Source organism: Thermogemmatispora sp. (genome assembly GCF_019683635.1).
Taxonomy (GTDB): Bacteria; Chloroflexota; Ktedonobacteria; order Ktedonobacterales; family Ktedonobacteraceae; genus Thermogemmatispora.
In genome coordinates this window covers 1-19,113 of record NZ_JADGIA010000093.1, presented here as the reverse complement: position 1 = coordinate 19,113, position 19,113 = coordinate 1, and the positions used below count along the sequence as shown (strand labels likewise).

Here is a 19,113-nt window from a genome sequence, read left to right as displayed (position 1 = left end):
TCACTCGTAGCGCAGCACCATGAGCGGGCGCACACGCACGGCCTGCCAGGCAACCAGAGCCGCTGTGCTCGCGGCCAGAAGCAGCGGCGCAATGATCAGGCCGGCCATAACGCCCGGCTCCATGCTCAGGATGAGGTTGCTGTTAAAGAGCACTTTGCTGAAGATGATCACCCCGCCAGCGGCCAGGAGCGCCGCAATGGAGGAGCCAAGGCCGCCAGCGACAGCATACTCGATAGCTACCTGGCCGAGCAGACTTCTGGCTGTATAGCCTATGGCCTTGAGAATCCCTAGCTCGCGCCGCCGCTCCAGCATGGCCAGAGCTACCGCATTGGCGATGATGATGACCCCGGCCAGCAGCGAGAGCAGGGCCAGAGCCAGCAAGACCAGCGTGATCTGCTTCACCACTTGCAGAAAGGCCAGAGCGCCATCAGTCAGATTCTGCGCCGCCGCGTTGGGCACGATCTGGTTAATGGTCTGCAGGGCAGTCACGACGCCAGAGGAGGGCACCTTCAGGTAGAAGACGTCAGTTCTGCTGGCCTGCTGTGGGTTGAGAGCGGCCACAAAGGAGGCTGGAGCCAGGACTTTCCCCAGGGTCTGGTAGCTGCTGGCAATCGAGAAGACTCCCACAATGTGGGCCGTTCTGATGCTGTGGCCATCGAGGCTGGAGAAGGTGACGGTGTCCCCGGGGCGCAGACTCAGCCCGGACCAGCCGGCGCGGGTCAGAATTGCGCTGATGAGGATATTATTGCTGTTGGCGTCGCGAGCGCTCAGGTTGCGACCGGCGATCAGCGTGAGCGCCGGCTGGCTGTGCGTGAGATCGAACCCTTCGAGTCCGCCCAGTATGGCGCGGTCTTGCTGGCCGTAGTCGCCACCGGGCATCTGCCCTTGTGCTGGGCGCCCGTTGATGGCCACGGGCAGCGTCTGACTGAAGAGGTTCACACGGCTGGCGCTGAGGCCCGGAATACTGTGCAAGTGGGCGGCAAGGCGTGTACTGTCGCTGCCACTGGTGGTCACCACCAGGTTGTAGGGCTGCTGCTGAGTCAGGACGCTGCTAACGCGCTCCTGAAGATCCTGGCCCAGGCCAATATCGAGGCCGACGCCATAGACGCCGATAAAGAGCGCCAGGACAGTCGCCGTGACACGCGCGCGCCGCCGTCCAATGTTGCGCAGCGCCATCTTGAGAGAGATTTTCCAGGAAGGCGGCAGCCAGGGCAGCGCCAGCCCCAGCAATGCGAGGGCCAGCAGCAAGAAGCTGAACATGGGCAGGAGCGGAAAGATGATCAGAGCGCTCACCAGGCCAGCCAGCGCCAGCAGGATCGGCAGCGGATGCAGCTTCTCAGGTACTGGCAGCCTGCTAATCAGCCCAAGTAAAGCGCTGAAAAGAGCGCTCAGTAATAGCAGACAGGCAAAGGTGCCGTAAGTCACGCCGATGGCGAGCACATAGTTGTTCTCCAGGATTACGCTTGCCAGCAAACAGAAGAGTATTGAGAGTAAAAAGAGCATTGCGAGCGTTTGAACACGAGTATGGCGACCCTGCACCTCGCTTTCGCGCAGTACCTGTAGCGGGCGAATGGAGGCCGCCTGTGCGATCGGCAACAGGCCGAAGATCAGGGCTGTCACGGTGCCAGTGAGCAGGCCGGAGGCGATGATGCCAGGATTGAGCATAAACGGCAGGCTGATCCCGAGGCTCTGGAGCAGCTGATGGGTCAGGTAGCTCACACTGATCGCCGCGAGCGCACCCAGCAGACCGCCGCCGAGGCCGAGCAGGCCCGCCTCCAGGCCGAAGAGAAAGTAGAGGTCGCGGCGGCGATAGCCAGCCGTCTTGAGCATGGCGATCTCGGTGCGGCGGCGTGAGAGCAGCACCTGCATCGTGTTCACGATGCCTACGCCGCCAATGAGCAACGCCAGCAGACCAGCGATTTTCAGGAACTGGCTGATCTGGTCAATTGACGACTGCTGGGCCTTGAAGAGATCGCTGGCCGTCTGCACGCTGACCAGCGGGAAACGCCGGTTAATAGCAGCCACGGCGCGCGCCGTTTGGGCCTGTGAGCTGGTGCTGAGGTCGATCAGGGTATAGGTGGCCAGGGCTGTAGATCTGGCAGTCAGGTAGGTTTGTTGCGACAGAAGCACCAGATTACCGGCCTGGGCGAAGCTCCCGCTGTTGGCGATTACGCCAGCGATCGTGACTGTCATCGTTTCGCCGGCGCCGCTCAGGCTCTTCACGTAGAGAGGGAAGCGTTCGTTGAGCTGCTTATGGTAGAGCGTCAGAAACTGCTCAGTGACGACAACCTGATGGCCCTCAAGCGCACTGCGCAGCATGGCCCCACTCGGCGCGCGGAACTGTGGAGGCGAGACCAGGGGGAAGCTCGCAGGATCAACGGCCTCCACTGGGAAGGTCTGGGTTATGGCCGTCTGGTTGCTCAGGGACCCGTTGGCGCCGATAATAGCTGTATAGCTACTGATGAGTCCCTGCTCTTTGAGCTGATTGAAAAAGCTGAGATCGGCAGGCCTGAGCGGCGCGCCGGAGGCGTTGATGGCGATATCGCCGCCGGTGGCGTCGCGTGCGCTGTCGGCCAGCGAGTGCTGCAGCATAGAGCCGACGAGCTGCAGGGAGACAATGGCCATGACCCCCACGGCGATGCAGAGAATGGCCAGAAAACTGTGCTGACCGCTGCGTAACAGAGACCTTCCGCTATAGTGCAGGTAGAAAGAGGCTTTCATCTCTATTGCTCGCTTCTTACTATAGTTACAGTCAAGAACCGTTAGCGCTTACTGCGTGACTGCAGAGTGTGTTGCCTCAGTGGCCGCAATCTGGCCGTCGACGATGCGTATCGTGCGGTCGGCCAGGGAGGCGACCAGCGGGTCGTGAGTCGCGATGATAAAGGTCTTACCGATTGTTGAGCGCAGCTGCAGAATCAGCTGAAGAACGTTCTCGCTATTGCGAGCATCAAGGTTGCCCGTTGGCTCATCAGCGATGATCAGCGCCGGATCACAGGCCAGCGCACGAGCCAGAGCGACGCGCTGCTGCTCGCCACCAGACAGCTGGTTGGGGCGATGGTGACGACGCTGTTCGAGGCCAACGAGCGTGAGCAGCTCGCGGGCGCGCGTCGCCGGCGATCCCCGGTGCTTGCCGGTATAGAGCGGCAGCTCTACGTTCTCCTGAGCCGTCAGGGTAGGAATCAGGTTGAACGCTTGAAAGACCATGCCCAGGCTGCGATTGCGTACGCTGGCCAGCTGGCTCTCGCGCAGATGGCTGATATCCGTACCGTTGAGCAAGACCCGCCCCGTGCTCGGGCTATCCAGTCCGGCAATGATACCCAGCAGGGTGCTCTTGCCAGCCCCTGATGGCCCTACGATCGCGACAATCTCGCTCTCGTAAATCTGGAAACTGATGCCTTTGAGAATCGCAAGCTGTTCATGGCTCAACGGCAACGTTTTTGTAATCTCCTGTACATCTAGGATGACAGCGCGCTCCGTTGCCTGGGGATGAGAGCGCGAGACCTCTGGCTGACTGTTCATGGGCAGCGACTCCTTTTTGTTTGGCGTTTCGCCAGTCTCTCACTTCTTGCTCGTGCTTGCCTTGCATACGTGAGCTGCTGCTGGATGGAAGGGACCCTTGCCGGCCCGGATGCTGTGCGGCGACTGCCTCGCGCCGGGCAGGGCTTGCAGCGCTCACATGGGTCTAGTGTAGGGAGAGGGGGGCCAGGCCGGTAGTGGAGGTAATCACCAGAATCGCCTGACAGATGTCATACCAGTCTGATGATGGTCTTCACTGGACATGTCCCGCCAGCCCGGTTATACTCACCCCAAAGGGAGGAAGAAGTTGCGAGATTGGCAGCAAGCGACCTGTGGAGTCGGAGAGTGCTTCGATCTACACCAGCCGGATCCTGGTAACATGAAGACGCCAGCCAGCCTGCCTGTCCAGGCTAGAAACGAGCAACTGTATGTCACGTCGCTTGTCCCCGCTCTGGCCGTTGCGCCGGAAGACGGTTCCCCTTGTGGCAGAGAGAGAGCCTCAGTCTGCTCTAGAGGCGGCCTCGCCGTGGCCCGTGGAGAGACTATCACCTTATCTCATCTGGAGCGTCTGGGTAGCATGGGTTCCTCTCTTCCTACCAATTATCTTCCAGCTGCTATCTTCGCATCCGAAGCCACTTGAAGCTTTCATTTCTGTGATAGGAGTCATTTGCTTTTTTGGCATCTACCTCTGGGCGAGCTGGCATGATGCCTGGTATCTGGCTTCCACGCCACCGATGGCCAGTGTTGTTGAGGTGCGTCTGCCGCGTGCCTGGCTGGTCATGGGGTTGCTAAGCCTCCTATCAATCCCGTTAGTGCTGCTCAATGGCGGCAATAACTGGTTTAACCTCTTCTACTACATCAGCGGCTACAGTGGCGGACGCCTCCCTGTGCGTCAGACGGTGCTGGCTGTGGGTGGGCTAGAGCTGCTGGCGACCCTCCTCGGGCTGCTGGTCCATAACTCGCTCAGTGTGCTGGGCATGACCGTGCTGTTTATCGCCGTCATTGGCGCCCTCATCTCGGCTGTGGGCCATTTTGTCAGGACCAGCCAGCGGCTGCGCAGTGCGCGTGTGGAGATTGCCCGTCTGGCGGCCACAGCTGAGCGGCTGCGCATTGCGCGTGACCTCCACGATCTGCTCGGCCACAGCCTTTCGTTGATCGCTCTGAAGAGTGAACTGGCTGGCCGTCTGCTTGACCAGGCGCCGGAGCGAGCGGCGCGTGAGATTCGCGACATCGAGCAGGTTGCTCGCTTCACCTTGCAAGAAGTGCGTGAAGCGGTGAGCGCCTACCGTCGGCCAGCGCTGCTCGATGAGCTACGGGCTGCGCGTGAATTGCTAGAAGTGGCCGGGGTACGCTATCGGCTAGAGGGCGAGCGTGCTCTAGACGCGGTGACGGTACCGGCGCTAGAGGTAGCCTGTTCCTGGATTGTGCGCGAAGGTGTGACCAACGTCATCCGACATAGCCGGGCGCGCGAGTGCTGCATTCGTTTCAGGCGGGGTGAGCGCATGCTCTGGATCACGATCAGCAACGATGGGCGTGTGCCGCCCGCTCACGGTGAGGGGGTAGTGGGCAACGGACTGCGAGGTCTGGCCGAGCGCGTACTGGAACTAGGCGGCCAGTTCGAAGCGGGGCCGGTAGCCGATGGCTTTCGCCTGGAAGTGGCATTACCGCTTACGGGGCGTCGCAATCAGGCGGCAGCAGTCTCTGTCTCTGAGCATGCCGGCCTTGAAGCAGAGCGGAGACGCGTCGAGAGTCAAAGCGACCTCACAGGAGGACAAAGCGATGATACGAGTCCTGCTGGCTGAAGATCAAGCAATGGTGCGCGGTGCCCTGGTGGCGCTGCTCACTCTGGCGGGTGACATCGAGGTTGTCGCCGAAGTCGGACGGGGCGACGAGGTCGTGCCGGCGGCATTAGAGACGCGACCCGATGTAGCGCTCCTGGACATCGAGATGCCGGGCGGCGATGGCCTCACAGTAGCGGCAGCGCTCCATCGGCGGCTGCCAGAGTGTCGCATCCTCATTCTGACCACCTTTGGGCGTCCTGGCTATCTCAAGCAGGCCCTGGCCAACGGCGTCGTAGGTTTCCTGCTCAAGGATGCTCCATCGGCGCAACTGGCCACCGCCATTCGGCGGGCGCTGGCGGGCGAGCGTATCGTTGATCCCGGCCTGGCGATGGCGGCTCTCAGCGAAGGGGACAATCCTCTGACCGAACGCGAGCGGGAAGTCTTGCGGGCCGCCCTACCTGGAGCAAGCATAGCCGAGATCGCGGCGCAGCTCTTTCTCTCCGAGGGAACAGTGCGTAACTATCTCTCGGTCGCCATTCAGAAGATGGGGGCGCGCAATCGCATTGAGGCAGCGCAGCTGGCTCATCAAAAAGGCTGGCTCTAGTGGCCGTCAATGGCAGTCAGAAGAGGGCGTGGTTCCTTCCTTTTCTTTCCCCGGCCCCTGCTCGTGAGCGGGCAAGAGCAGAAGCCAGAGAGAACTGCTATAATAAATAGCAGTCAACGACGACAGGAGAGACGTCTTTGCTCGGGCCGGGTAGTTGCGCGTCACAGAGAAGAAGCCTGCTATGGTACAGACCAGCGATGACAGCCGGACGAACCTGATCGCCAGCCTGCAGGAGCGTGCCGAAGAGCTGGCCCAGCTCAACCGCATCGCCATTGCTCTCACCTCAGAGTTCGATCTCCAGCGCCTGCTCCAGATGATCACCGACGCCGCACGCAAGGTGACCGCAGCCGAGTACGCCGCCTTTTTCCTCATTCCCGAGCTCACCAATGAATCGCCGGAGCGGCGCAGCAAGAAAGGCCTTTTCCATCTGGCGGCTATCTCTGGTGAGCACGGAGTCGAAGAGCACTTCCGTCATGTTGGTCCGGTCGAGGGCATCGGTGTGCTTCATCCCGTCTTCTGGAAAGGCACCTCAGTCCTGGTAGACGACGTCCTGGCCGACCGACGCTACGTTGGCATTCCCCGCGGCCATATCCCCGTGCGCAGCTTTCTCGGCGTTCAACTGCGGACGCGCGAGGGGTCGATCCTGGGGGCTTTTCTCATTGGCCACACCCAGGCCAACCGCTTCAAGCCGCGCCACGTCGAGCTGATCGAGGCCCTCAGCGCGCAGGCCGCCGTCGCCATTCACAATGCCCAGCTCATTGCCCGCGAGCGCCATGCTATGGAAGAGCAGGCCGCACGGCTCGAACGCGAGGTCCGCGAGCGCACTGCTGAGCTGGAGCGCCGCAACCAGGAGCTGACGCGGGTAGCCACCGATCTGCAGACTCTGCACCACGAGCTAACCGAGGCCCAGAAACGTCAGATGCTGGCCGACGAGCGCAGCCGCATTGCCCAGGAACTGCACGACCGTGTACAGCAGACCCTCTTTACCATTGGCCTCAAGGCCGACTGGGCTTTGGAGCAGCTGCCGCCGGGGTCGCCGTTGGAGCGCCCCCTGCGCACCATCAAGCAGCTGGCCTCGCTGGGAACGGCCCAGGTGCGCGACGCCATCTTTGCCCTCTCCTCCAGCGAGCCGCAGACGCAGGACGGCGGCCTGATCAGTCGCCTGCATGCCCTCATTCACGACCTGCGCGAATCTGCGGCGGGTCTCGACATGGACCTGGTGGTAGCCGAGTGGGCCAGTGCGCCGCCGGCAGCTGTCGAGAACGCCCTTTTCAGTGTGGCGCGCGAGGCGCTGTCTAACGTCCTGCGCCACGCGCAGGCGACCACCGTCGTGGTCACGGTGCAGGTCACGCGCACGCAGGCCATGCTGGTCGTTCAGGATAACGGGGTCGGCCTGGCGCCAGAGATCCTGGAGAACTACCGTCACAATCCGGCCCACCTGGGACTGCGCGGCATGCAGCAGCGGGTGAGCGACTGTGGCGGCCAGCTCCTACTGGTCAACGGTGAGGAAGGCGGCCTGATCGTGAAGGCGGTGATCCCCCTTGATTCGCTTACTGATCGTCGATGATCACGAGATGGTGCGCGAGGGCCTCAAGGCCATGCTGGTCTCGGAGCCAGATTTTGAGATTGTGGGCGAGGCGGCCAACGCCGAGCAGGCTCTGGGACTGATCGAGCGCCTGCATCCCGATATTATTCTGCTCGATGTGCGCCTGCCGGGAGTCAGCGGCGTGACCCTCTGCCGCCAGGTCTGCGAGCGCTATCCCGAGGTCGGGGTCATCATCGTGACCACCTATACCGATGAGAACCTGGTGGCCGAGTGCCTGCAGGCAGGCGCCCGCGGCTATATCGTCAAAGACATCGAGCGCTTCGATCTCAAACGCTCGATCCGGGCGGTGGCGCGCGGTGAGGCGGCCATCGATCCCAAGGCGGCGGTGGCCGTCCTGGCTCATCTGCGCCGGACGCCGGTGCGTCAGGAGCCAGGGCCGGAGCCTCTAAGCGCCCAGCAACTGGTGATTCTGCGCCTGATCGCTCAGGGCCTCTCCAGCCGCGAGATTGCCGCCAAGCTCTACCTCAGCGAGAACACGGTCAAGAGCTACGTCCAGGAGATCCTGCATCGTCTGGGAGTCAAGAACCGCACCGAGGCCGTCATGGTAGCCGTCAAGCAGGGCTGGCTCTAGGCGGGCGGCAAGTCCGTCCGTCAAGCAATCAATCAGCTGAAGTGTTGCCCGAGTGCGGCTTTTGCTGATCGACCTCCCTCCAAAAGCAGGGGAGCAAGACCCTGCATTCGGAGGTAACAGGCGCTTCCTCATCCTGGCTATACTGAAAGCAGTGTAGACAATCAACCACGCCACGCTCTGCGACGAAGTGCTGAGCTAAGACGAGACGCTCAGCCATCAGACCCAAGCCAGCGCCAGACAGGAGCGAGCAGGCTGCAAAGGCCGACTGAGAGGAGCCATGTGCAGCCATCCGGCCTGGCCGCCGGTCATGCCCCGTCCTGCCTGTTCAGTAGGCTGCCAGTGACGAAACGGAGGTGATCTCCCCTTGATTCCTGGTCCTTTTGACTATCAGGTGGCCGGCAGCGTCGCTGAGGCCATCGCCTTACTGGACCAGCACGGCGCCGATGCCAAGGTGCTCGCGGGTGGGCACAGCCTCATACCCCTCCTGCGCTTTCGCCTCGCCTCCCCTGCCGTTCTGGTGGACATCAACCGCCTGCGCGACCTGGAGTACATACAAGAAGCCGACGGCACCCTGCACATTGGGGCCTTGACGCGCGAAGTCGATCTGGAGGCCTCGGACCTCATTCGCCGGCGCTATCCCATACTGGCCGATACGGCCCGCGTCATCGCTGATCCCGTGGTACGCAACTGGGCCACCGTCGGCGGCAACCTGGCCCACGCCGATCCGGCCAACGATCACCCGGCGACCATGCTCGCTCTGGGCGCTCAGCTCGTAGCGACTGGCCCCTCTGGCCAGCGCCTGATCCCGATCGAGCAATTCTTTACCGATAGCAGCTTTGAGACGACGCTGCAGCCCAACGAGCTGCTGACCGAGGTCCGTGTCCCGGCTCCGTCGGAGCGCAGCGGCGGCGCCTATTTGAAGCTAGAGCGCAAGGTTGGTGACTACGCTATTGCCGGTGTGGCCGCCTATGTCATCCTGGACGGGGCCGGGCACGTCACCTACGCCGGCATCGGCCTGACCAACGTCGGCCCCACACCCATCAAGGCCCGCGCCGCCGAGCAGCTCTTGCTTGGCAGCAGCCTTGACGACGCGGTCATTGCCCAGGCCGCCAGGCAAGCCGCTGCCGAGGCCCAGCCCGTCAGCGACCTGCGCGGTCCCGCTGACTACAAGCGGGCGATGGTTGAAACCCTGACCATGCGGGCGCTGCGCCAGGCGCGCAGCCGTGCGACAGGAGGCGCCTAGCCATGAGCATCCATCACATTCGTGTTACCATCAACGGCAAGCTCTACGAAGGCGACGTTGAGGCGCGTACCCTGCTGGTTCACTGGCTGCGAGACGGCCTGCGCCTCACCGGTACCCACATTGGTTGTGATACCTCCTCCTGCGGCGCCTGCACCATCCTGGTCGATGGCAAGGCGGTCAAATCCTGCACCATGCTGGCCGTGCAGGCCGATGGGCGCGAGCTGCTCACCGTCGAGGGCCTGGAGCAGAACGGCAAGCTCCATCCGCTTCAGGAGGGCTTTCACGTCGAGCACGCCCTGCAGTGTGGCTACTGCACGCCGGGCATGATGATGGCCGCTCTGGCCCTGCTCAAGCGCAATCCTGATCCCAGCGAGCAAGAGATCCGTGAAGGCATCTCGGGCAATCTCTGCCGCTGCACGGGCTACGTCAATATTGTCAAGGCCATCCAGTACGCCGCGCAGAAGCTGCGCGAGCCGGAACAGGTGCCCGCCGGCAGCGGCGGCGGAGGTGAATAGCCATGACTACTACCAGCGCAGGACCACACGTACACGGCCTGGGAGAGCCGTATAAGCGCAAGGAAGACGCGCGCTTCATCCGCGGGAAGGGCAACTACGTCGATGACATCCAGCTGCCGGGCATGCTCTACGCCGACATCGTGCGCAGTCCCTATGCCCATGCCCTGATCAAGGGCATCGACATCAGCAAAGCCCTGCAGGTGCCGGGCGTCGTTGCCATCATTACGGGCAAGGACCTGGAGGCCGCCGGCCTGGCCTGGATGCCGACGCTCTCCGGCGATACCGAGGCCGTGCTGGCCGTCGATCGTGTCCTCTACCAGATGCAAGAAGTCGCCTTTGTGGTGGCCGAGAGCCGCTACGCCGCCGCCGATGGCGCTGCCGCCGTTGAAGTCGACTACGAGCCACTGCCCGTCGTCGTCGATCCTCGCAAAGCCCTGGCGCCCGATGCCCCGCTGCTGCGCCCCGACAAGAAGGATCGCCAGCCGACCAATCAGATCTATCACTGGGAGACCGGCGACCGCGCTGCCACCGATGCCGCCTTTGCCGAGGCCGAGCAGAACGGTGTTGTTGTGCGTCAGGACATGTACGTCCCGCGTATCCATCCCGCTCCCATCGAGACCTGTGGCTGCGTGGCCGACTACAACGCCGCCACTGGCAAGCTGACCGTCTGGATGACCTCGCAGGCTCCGCATGCCCATCGCACGCTCTTCGCCATCGTCTCCGGTCTGCCCGAGCACCGCATCCGCGTCATCTCGCCCGACGTCGGCGGTGGCTTCGGCAACAAAGTTCCCATCTATCCCGGCTACGTCTGCGCTGTCGTCGCAGCCCTCAAGACCGGCAGGCCGGTCAAATGGATCGAGGATCGCACCGAAAACCTGACCAGCACTGGCTTCGCCCGCGACTACCACATCCATGCGGAGATCGCCGCCGACAAAGAGGGCACTGTCAAGGCCCTGCGCGTCTACACCCTGGCCGACCACGGCGCCTTTGATGCGGCGGCCCAGCCAACCAAGTTCCCCGCCGGCCTCTTCCACATCTGCACCGGCTCCTACGACTTCAAGCATGCCCACGTCGCCGTCGACGCCGTGCACACGAACAAGGCGCCCGGCGGCATCGCTTACCGTTGCTCCTTCCGCGTCACGGAGGCCTCCTATCTCATCGAGCGCATGATGGATACCCTGGCGCGCGAGGTGGGCAAAGATCCCGCCGAGATCCGCCTGCAGAACTTCATCAAGCCCGAGGCTTTCCCCTATCGCTCGGCCCTGGGCTGGACCTACGACAGTGGCAACTACGAGCGCGCCCTGCGCCTGGCGATGGAGAAGATCGGCTACGAGGAGCTGCGCCGCGAACAGGCCGAGAAGCGGGCCCGCGGCGAACTGATGGGCATTGGTATCTCCTCCTTCACCGAGATCGTCGGCGCCGGCCCTGGCAAGCACTTCGACATCGCCGGCATCCAGATGTTCGATAGCTGCGAGATCCGCGTCCATCCGACCGGCAAGGTGCTGGCGCGCATCGGCGTCCAGACCCAGGGCCAGGGCCACGAGACGACCTTTGCCCAGATCATCGCCGCCGAGCTGGGCATCTCGCCTGATGACGTCGACGTCGAGCACGGCGATACCGACACTGCTCCCTACGGTCTGGGCACCTACGCCAGCCGCAGCACGCCCGTCGGCGGCGCCGCCACCGCCGTGGCCGCGCGCAAGATCCGCGATAAGGCGCGCAAGATCGCTGCCTATCTGCTGGAGGTAGGCGAGGAAGACCTCGAATGGGAGCCGGGCCGCTTCTATGTGCGCGGCAGTCCGAGCAAAGGGAAGACCATCCAGGAGATCGCCTTTGCCGCTTACACCAACTGCCCGCCCTATCTGGAGCCGGGCCTGGAGGCCGTCAACTACTACGATCCGCCCAATCTCACCTATCCCTTCGGCAGCTACATCTGTGTTGTCGACATCGACCGTGGCACCGGCGAAGTGCACATTCGCCGCTTCCTGGCCGTCGATGACTGCGGCACGGTCATCAACCCGATGATTGTCGAGGGTCAGATTCACGGTGGCCTGACCCAGGGGCTGGCGCCGGCTCTCTACGAGCAGCTGGCCTACGATGAGGACGGCAATGTGCTCGGGAGCAACTTCCAGGACTACCTGATTCCGACGGCGATGGAGACCCCGCGTTGGGAGACGGCGCGTACAGTGACGCCCTCGCCACACCACCCCATTGGGGCCAAGGGCGTGGGCGAGTCGCCGACGGTGGGTGCTCCCCAGGCCATCGCCAATGCCGTCGTCGATGCCCTGGCGCACGTAGGTGTACGCCACATTGACATTCCCATCACCCCGTGGAAGGTCTGGGCCATTCTCAAAGAGAAGGGACTCGCCACGGCCTAGCGTGGCGTTGTGCGACCCACCCAGGTGGATGATGGCAGCTGCCAGACCGGAGGCCGGAGCCAGGAGCAGGCGAAGACTACTTGGTCGCCTGACCGGGCCGGTCGCCGGTGCTGGCTGCCCGGAGGGAAACGGTATGCCTGAGAATGTGCTCAAACTGGCCCAGCGTCTGGAGCAGGCGCGCAAGCCTTTCGTCCTGGCGACCGTGGTCTGGTGCGAACGGCCCACCTCGGCCAAGCCTGGGGCACGGGCCTTGATCCAGGCTGATGGCAGCGTCAGCGGCTGGATCGGCGGTAGCTGTGCCCAGCCGGTGGTCGTGCGCGAGGCGCTGCGCCTGCTGCACGAGGGGGGCGATCCCTATCTGTTGCGCCTGGGCGCGCCGGAGGCCGGTCTGGCGCGCACCGGTTCTGGCGTGCGCGTCTTTCCCATGACCTGTAGCAGCGGAGGGATTCTAGACATTTACATGGAACCACATCTACCACCGCCCCGCCTCTTCCTGATTGGCGCCTCGCCGGTCGTTGCGGCCCTGGCGCGTCTGGCTCCCGTCCTCGACTTTGCCGTTGTCCAGGTCGGCGAGGACGGCCTGCTCAGCATGCAACCCGACGAGCGCAGCGCTGTCCTGGTAGCCACACATGGCGAATACGACGAAGAGGCCCTCGCCCGCGCCCTACGCAGTCCCGCCTGGTATGTGGGCATGGTTGGCAGCCGTCGGCGGGCCGAGACCTGTCGCCAGTACCTGCGCGAGGCTGGCCTTGAGGAGCGCCTCATTGCCCGTCTGCGGGCGCCCGCTGGCCTTGATCTGGGAGCAGTGACCCCGGAAGAGATCGCCGCCAGCATTCTGGCCGAGCTGGTCCAGGTGCGCCGGCGCCAGCCAGCCCAGGAGCCTGCCGCCTCAGCGGCCTCGCCTGCGACCGCGGTTGACCCCGTCTGTGGTATGATAGTAGAGGTAGCCGCCGCCAGGCAGCGCAGTACCTATCAAGGGCAGACCTTCTATTTCTGCTGCCCCGCCTGCAAGCGGCTCTTCGAAAGTGATCCGCAGCGCTATCTTGCGCCCAAAGCACACGCAACATACGAAAGGTGACAGGTCGCTATGGATTTCTCTGGTTCGCAGACCATCGCCGCCCCGATCGATAAGGTCTGGGCCTTCCTGCTGGATGTCAACAAAGTCGCTGAATGTGCCCCCGGCTTTCAGAGTCTCGAAGTGCTCGGAGAGGAGCACTGGAAGGCCGTTGTCAGCGTCGGCATTGGGGCTGTGAAGGCCAAGTTTACGCTGGATGTCACGCGGCCCGAGATGCATGAGCCGGATCACATGGTGGTGAAGGCGCGGGGCAAGGCGCCAGGGAGCGCCGTGGAACTGTCGGGCGATATGCACCTGACGGCGGTCGATAGTGGCCAGACACGCATGGACTGGGAGGCCAAAGTCATTGTGAGCGGGACGATCGCCAGTGTGGGGGCGCGGCTCTTGCAGGGAACCGCTGAGAAGCTGACCGGCCAATTCTTTGCCTGTTTGAAGGCAAAGCTGGAGCCAGCTGGGTCCTCGCAGAGCTAGAGTTAGGTAGGCCCTGCCCCCATGCCCCAGGGTCGCGCCTGGCTCTGGGAATGGCAGCTGAGCAGTGAGGGGGCTATGGAGAGCGCAATTGAGCGTTGGTACGCTATTCATGATGCGCGCGCGCAGCAGATGGAGGCGATCTATGCCCGCCTGGGGCGCTCCAGTGCCGGTTATTGGGACCGGCGCGCGCGCTTCTTCCATCGCAGCACACGCGAGCGTGCTGCGCGCGATCCGTTCTTTCTCCGCGTGCGCCAGGAGCTGGAGCCGACGCTGAGCGTCCTGGATGTAGGAGCCGGAACGGGCCGCTTCACTCTGACTGTGGCGCCGCTGGTGCGGGTAGTCTACGCAGTCGAGCCAAACGCCACCATGCTGAGCTATCTGCGTCAGGAGGCGCAGGAGCGCGGCGTCAACAACATCGTGCCGATTCAATCGACCTGGGAGGCGGCTCCTGCCGATCTGCATGCCGATGTCGTGCTTTGCAGTCATGTGCTCTACCCGATCCGCGAGGTGGTTCCTTTTGTCGAGAAGCTACGCGCCGCGGCCCAGCGGACGTGCTATATTTACATGCGCGCTACCCACTTCGATGATTTTACCGCTCCTGTCTGGCGCCATTTTCATGGCACGGAGCGGGCTCGCTCGCCGGCCTATATCCATCTGCTGGACGTCCTCTTTGAGATGGGCATCTATGCCAATGTGGAGATTGTGAAGACGCCGATCTCGCTGCGCTATTCCTCGCTCGATGACGCGGTGGAGGAGATGCTTGAGCAGCAACTGCTGCCGGACGATGAGGCGACGCGCCGCGAATTGCGCACTTTTCTGGCAAACTGGCTGGTGCCTGTGGACAATGAGCTGGTGGTGCCGGGCGATGAGATGGTGAGCGCCATTATCTGGTTCCCCGGCGCTGGGAGAGCGAGAGCAGACCCCTAAGTGACACTGGCCAGGAGGGCACGCTGGCGCTGGCGGCCCTCTTTGGTCAGCCTGCTCATGGGCTGAGCTGCCTGCTTCTTCTCATCCTCCTCTCGCATTATTGTTGCAACCGTCCCCTGGGCGACTGACTGGCTGCCTTTTGGCCTGACCCTTGTCGCCCTGTCCCCAATGTGCTACTATCCTGGCAGATTGTCCATGAGGAGCTGAGCGTCTGCATGCAAGAATCCGAACATTCTGAGCGCACTGCTGCCGCTCCGCAGCTGCGGGAAGCCAGCGAGGAGAAGGCCGCTTCTCCAGAGGCGCTGGAGACAGAGGCAGAGGAGACGAGTGCTGAGACAACAGAGGCGCCCCCCGGTGGTGGTCAAGGAAGCCAGCGGCGTCTAAGCAAGACTGGACCCGACTGGCTGGCGGTGGAGGTGGTGATCGTGGTGGGCCTGCTCTTCGCTATCATTGCTCGCTTGAGCGTCCAGCCTTCGACGGCCCTTGTCCCCATCGCAGTACTGGCCGCCCCTGGCTGCGGCTTGCTGGTGACGGCCATTCGTAAGTTGCGCACCCTGCAGCGTCCCGGCCTGCCGGAGGCGGCTCTGGCAGGGGCTATTCTGGCACTCTGCCATCTGGGCGCGGCCTTAACCTATCCTTCGGTGCTGTCGACGCTGTTGACGCAGGCCGAGCTGCGCCTGGCCTTTTTAAGTACCTGGGGACTGGTGACGCTCTTTGCGCTGGTGCTGAGTCCCGTAGGGGCTGCGCTTGGCCATCTGGCCTTTGCGCCGCTGCGACCAGTACCTGCCCGATCGGCGTCAGCTGCGCAGGAAGGTCAAAGCCAGGCCCCTGCTCACGCTGAGGAAGGAGCGGCAACGGCGGAGGAAGAAGGGTCGGTGTCGGTGGCCCCGCTCAGAACCGACGAGCGTGAATCAGAAGTGCCAGCCCAGGAAACAGTAAGCGCCTCCTCCGAGGTTGGTGAGACAGCGGTCCAGGCGGGCGATGAGGAGGGTGGGGAAGACCAAGAAGTGGAGGAGCTGGCAGCGGAGGAGCAGGCGGAAGCTGGCGAGACGACGGCGGAGGCAAAAGCAGGTCGCCGTCCGTTTGCGAGCTATGCGATCGCAGTCTTGTTCCTCGCGCTTCTGCCGACGGTGGTGGGCTACCTCTTCGCGGCGGCCTACGATGCCATGTTTGTGCTCTACCAGTTTGCGCCCGGTCCTTTCCCAACGCTGCGCCTGTTGTCGGCCCTCTTACCCTGGCAGGTGCCTATTCATATCGATCTGAGCCGGCCTGACTCAGCCCTGATTATTTTCTCGCTGCTGTGGCGCATTCCGCTCTTCCTCGGCAATGGAACCATGTTCGATGTCCTGGCCCTGGAGCCATTGGTCCTGAATGGGACGGCTCTGGCCTTGCTTCTCCTGAGCACCTATGGTCATGAGGTGCCTGGGACGACTTCAGCCTCTGGGGGAGAGCTGCCCTTGCCGGGCTGGCCAAGCTACCTGCTCCTGGCGGCCTTGCTGGGTCTGGCGCTGGTTCTGGCGCCCGATCTCTGGGTGTTTCAGGGCCTGGCCGGTCTGCTGCAGATCCCCCATGCCGATATCGCCCTGCCGCTGCGGACGCTGCGCGTCCTTGATCCGCTGACCTTCAGCCTGAATCTCGTGACGGGGCCGTTGCTGTCTCTGCTCCTGGCCCTGGCCTTGCGCTGGCAATATGAGCGCGCGCGTGCCGCCCGGCAGAATCGATCATGACGCTGGCACTCACCCCACGGGCTTGCCTGACGGGCCGGCGATTACTCTCATTGTTGAGTACGTGCACTTATGAACGATCCACGCATTCTGGTCATCTTTGGCCTCTTCTTCGTGGCTTTGGGGGGGTATAACCTGGTGGTTGGGCGTCGCCGCTTGCGCGCCCAGCCGGGGATGCGCCCCTTTCAGCAGGTCAATATTCTCACGGGCAGTGAGTACCTGCTGCTGGCGCTGGTCTTCTTCATCAATGCACTGGCCAGGACGACGCTGCTGCCCTCCTCGGTAACGACCTACCTGTTCGTAGCCTCTTTTGCCTTGCTGATCATCTCCCTGGTGCTGGCCGTGATGGTGGTGCGCATGGCCACGCGGGGCCGACCAGCACCCCGCCAGAACGCGGATGGGACTGCCTCGGCAGCCAGCGCCGACCAGTCGTTGGAGATAATTGAGCGCAGCCCAGAGCTGGAGGCAGCCCGGCGCCGGGAGCGCCGACGCCGCCGGCTGGAGCATCGGCGCAAAATGGCCGAGCAGCGCCGCCGACGGGCTGGCAAAGCCTGAGATGAAGTCAACAACCCCTGGCTTGAGCCAGGGGCTTGCCCGCAGCCTCATCGGCCCGGGCTTGTGGGCTGGTTGACAACAGCCGGCCCCTGCCCCGCAGGACAGGAAAGCACTGTGGCTGGGTTGACCCGCGCCGTCCCCATGCCATGTGAGACGGAGCCCTTGCTGACCATATGTCAGTGCCTTTGGTCTCACGAGGAGTATTCTCCCACGGGGAGACTGACAGGTCAGCGGTGCAGGCAAGAAGCCGCCTTCCTCCCCTGGATTCATCCAGGGGGCCCCGGCGGCATACCTTTATGGAGAAAATGAGGGAGATAGGGCGGCGCACCAGCTCGCTGGCATGAGGAGCCGGGCGCCCGCCACCCACAACAACCTAGCTCAGGGCCTCGATCACGGCACGCGCGATGCTGGCACTCGACTGCGGGTTCTGACCCGTGATCAGTAGTCCATCGCGCTCAACGTGGTCGGACCAGTTGGGGCGCGTCACGAAGTTGGCTCCTAGCTCGCGCAGGCGCGTCTCCAGCAGGAAGGGCATGAACTTATCCAGCCCGGTGGCGTGCTCCTCCTCGTCGGTGAAAGCCGTGATGGTCTTACCGGCCACCAGCGGCTGACCATCAGCACGCCGGGCGCCAATCAGGCCCGCCGGGCCATGACAGACAGCGGCGATCACCTTGCCCTGGCGCTCGAAGTCGCCAAGCAGACGATGCAGCGTCGCATCTTCGGCCAGATCAAACATCACACCATGCCCGCCGGGCAGAAAGATGGCGTCGTAGTCGGCGGCGTTCAGGCCGGCCAGGGGCCGAGTGTTGTGGAGCTGCGCCCGTGCCTCTGCATACTTCTGGGCCTCTTCTTCCTTGGGCTCGCTGCGCGGGTCAACGGGCACGCTGCCACCACGCGGGCTGGCGACTGTGATCTGCCAGCCTTGCTCTTTAAAAGCCTGATAGGGAATCGCGAATTCCTCAAACCAGATCCCGGTCCGGTGCTCATCGTCGATGCGATCGTGACCAGTCACTACCATCAGAATGTGACGCGATTGAGCCACGGAGAGATCACTCCTTTCTTCTCTTCTCGGTTATCAAGGCCAGCTGTGCTTTGCACAGGGAGAGATGTGTCCTATCCAATGCTGAGCGGCGCGCAGCCGCTGGGCCTTCTCGGCAACTCTTTGTCGGGCCGCGCCGCTCCGCTGGCATTCTAAAACGTGGCCCAGCTATAAGGCAAATAGTCTTTCTTAGGATAGATATAAATAAATTTATGGTTGATCTGGAGTGGTACCGCAGCTTTATTGCCATCTACCGCGCTGGCACTGTCTCGGGGGCGGCGCGAGCCCTCTTGCTGACGCAGCCGGCGGTGACGCAGCACCTGGCGGCGCTGGAGGCCGCCGTGGGCGAGCCGCTCTTTCTGCGGGCGCCGCGGCGGATGATCCCGACGGCGCGCGGCAAGGAGCTCTACAACCAGGTGGTCCAGGCCATCGAGACCCTGGAGCAGGTCAGCCAGAACTTAGGGACAGGCCAGGAGCATCCGCCCTTGCTGCGCTGCGGCGCGCCGCGCGAATATTTTCAAGAGCAAGTGCTCAAGCGCCTGCATTCCCTTCCGTACCGGCTCTGGCTGCAGTTTGGCGAGACCGCCGACCTGGTCAACGACCTGGAGCACGGGCGACTGGAGGCCGTTATCGCCACCCAACAGCTAGCCTCGCGCGACCTGGAATTCGTTCGTCTAGAGGACGAATATTTCGTTCTGGTCGGGCCCGCTACCCTGGCGCTGCCCGAGGAGCTGAAAGAGGCTGCTGCCAGAGGAGAACGCGGGCCGCTTGAAGAATGGCTGACCAGCCAGCGCTGGGTCGCCTACGGACCGGAGCTGCCGATCATTCGCCGCTTCTGGCTTCACTGTTTTGAGCGTCGACCTACTTTTCAGGCGGCGCTGGTTCTGCCCGACCTGCACGCCATCAGGCTGGCTATCGAGCAGGGCTATGGCATCAGCGTCCTGCCTGATTATCTCTGCCGTGGCCTGCTAGAGGAGGGGCGTCTGCGCCTGCTCTGGGAGCCGCCCCAGCCGGTCACCAACGAGCTGTGGCTGGCCTATCGACGCATCGATCGCAACGATGCCCGCATTCGGGCCCTCAAACGCCTGGTACTCTCCTAGCGGGGGCC

General features: G+C 63.3%; 16 protein-coding genes. 13 read left to right on the top strand and 3 right to left on the bottom strand.

The features are described 5' to 3' along the window. On the bottom strand, positions 1 to 2,721 hold the full coding sequence (locus tag IRZ31_RS11835; protein ID WP_297153837.1) for an FtsX-like permease family protein: 2,721 nt from the start codon (positions 2,719 to 2,721) through the stop codon (positions 1 to 3). A 48-nt stretch (positions 2,722 to 2,769) separates the two neighbouring features. Continuing rightward, entirely contained in the window at positions 2,770 to 3,519 is a 750-nt protein-coding gene (locus tag IRZ31_RS11830; RefSeq protein WP_297153834.1) for an ABC transporter ATP-binding protein, read from the bottom strand. Between the two features lie 650 nt (positions 3,520 to 4,169). Between IRZ31_RS11830 and IRZ31_RS11825 the strand changes: the two genes are divergently transcribed. The 12 genes from IRZ31_RS11825 (at position 4,170) to IRZ31_RS11770 (ending at position 16,966) form a co-directional block, all read left to right on the top strand. Further along, on the top strand, positions 4,170 to 5,318 hold the full coding sequence (locus tag IRZ31_RS11825) for a sensor histidine kinase (RefSeq protein ID WP_297153831.1): 1,149 nt from the start codon (positions 4,170 to 4,172) through the stop codon (positions 5,316 to 5,318). After that, entirely contained in the window at positions 5,296 to 5,901 is a 606-nt protein-coding gene (locus tag IRZ31_RS11820; protein WP_297153828.1) for a response regulator transcription factor, read from the top strand. Before IRZ31_RS11825 ends, IRZ31_RS11820 begins: the two co-directional genes overlap by 23 nt. 181 nt (positions 5,902 to 6,082) lie before the next feature. Further along, positions 6,083 to 7,468, top strand: coding sequence for a GAF domain-containing protein (locus tag IRZ31_RS11815; protein ID WP_297153825.1), 1,386 nt, complete (start codon positions 6,083 to 6,085; stop codon positions 7,466 to 7,468). Beyond that, the gene (locus IRZ31_RS11810) at positions 7,443 to 8,078 is read left to right on the top strand and encodes a response regulator transcription factor (protein ID WP_297153822.1); all 636 of its coding nucleotides are present in this window, start codon (positions 7,443 to 7,445) and stop codon (positions 8,076 to 8,078) included. Before IRZ31_RS11815 ends, IRZ31_RS11810 begins: the two co-directional genes overlap by 26 nt. A 364-nt stretch (positions 8,079 to 8,442) precedes the next feature. Then, positions 8,443 to 9,321, top strand: a complete 879-nt coding sequence (locus tag IRZ31_RS11805) for a xanthine dehydrogenase family protein subunit M (RefSeq protein ID WP_297153819.1) — start codon at positions 8,443 to 8,445, stop codon at positions 9,319 to 9,321. Positions 9,322 to 9,323: 2 nt separating this feature from the next. Beyond that, the gene (locus tag IRZ31_RS11800; RefSeq protein WP_052889642.1) at positions 9,324 to 9,836 is read left to right on the top strand and encodes a (2Fe-2S)-binding protein; all 513 of its coding nucleotides are present in this window, start codon (positions 9,324 to 9,326) and stop codon (positions 9,834 to 9,836) included. A 2-nt stretch (positions 9,837 to 9,838) separates the two neighbouring features. Then, positions 9,839 to 12,214 carry an aerobic carbon-monoxide dehydrogenase large subunit gene (locus IRZ31_RS11795; RefSeq protein WP_297153814.1) on the top strand — a complete coding sequence of 792 codons (2,376 nt, stop codon included), beginning with the start codon at positions 9,839 to 9,841 and terminating at the stop codon, positions 12,212 to 12,214. Positions 12,215 to 12,347: 133 nt separating this feature from the next. Further along, entirely contained in the window at positions 12,348 to 13,292 is a 945-nt protein-coding gene (locus IRZ31_RS11790) for an XdhC family protein (protein WP_297153811.1), read from the top strand. Between the two features lie 9 nt (positions 13,293 to 13,301). Then, positions 13,302 to 13,760, top strand: a complete 459-nt coding sequence (locus IRZ31_RS11785; RefSeq protein ID WP_297153808.1) for a carbon monoxide dehydrogenase subunit G — start codon at positions 13,302 to 13,304, stop codon at positions 13,758 to 13,760. Between the two features lie 75 nt (positions 13,761 to 13,835). Then, complete coding sequence (locus IRZ31_RS11780) at positions 13,836 to 14,687, top strand: class I SAM-dependent methyltransferase (protein WP_297153804.1); 852 nt, start codon at positions 13,836 to 13,838, stop codon at positions 14,685 to 14,687. A gap of 215 nt (positions 14,688 to 14,902) precedes the next feature. Beyond that, positions 14,903 to 16,414: a hypothetical protein gene (locus IRZ31_RS11775; RefSeq protein WP_297153802.1), complete on the top strand. Its 1,512-nt coding sequence runs from the start codon at positions 14,903 to 14,905 to the stop codon at positions 16,412 to 16,414. 69 nt (positions 16,415 to 16,483) lie between these two features. After that, positions 16,484 to 16,966 carry a hypothetical protein gene (locus IRZ31_RS11770; RefSeq protein ID WP_297153799.1) on the top strand — a complete coding sequence of 161 codons (483 nt, stop codon included), beginning with the start codon at positions 16,484 to 16,486 and terminating at the stop codon, positions 16,964 to 16,966. A gap of 373 nt (positions 16,967 to 17,339) precedes the next feature. Here IRZ31_RS11770 and IRZ31_RS11765 read toward each other — a convergent pair whose 3' ends face one another. Beyond that, complete coding sequence (locus IRZ31_RS11765) at positions 17,340 to 18,008, bottom strand: type 1 glutamine amidotransferase domain-containing protein (RefSeq protein WP_297153796.1); 669 nt, start codon at positions 18,006 to 18,008, stop codon at positions 17,340 to 17,342. Positions 18,009 to 18,217: 209 nt separating this feature from the next. On the opposite strand from IRZ31_RS11765, the gene IRZ31_RS11760 reads away from it, so the two are divergent. Continuing rightward, the gene (locus tag IRZ31_RS11760; RefSeq protein WP_297153793.1) at positions 18,218 to 19,105 is read left to right on the top strand and encodes a LysR family transcriptional regulator; all 888 of its coding nucleotides are present in this window, start codon (positions 18,218 to 18,220) and stop codon (positions 19,103 to 19,105) included. Positions 19,106 to 19,113 lie beyond the last annotated feature (8 nt).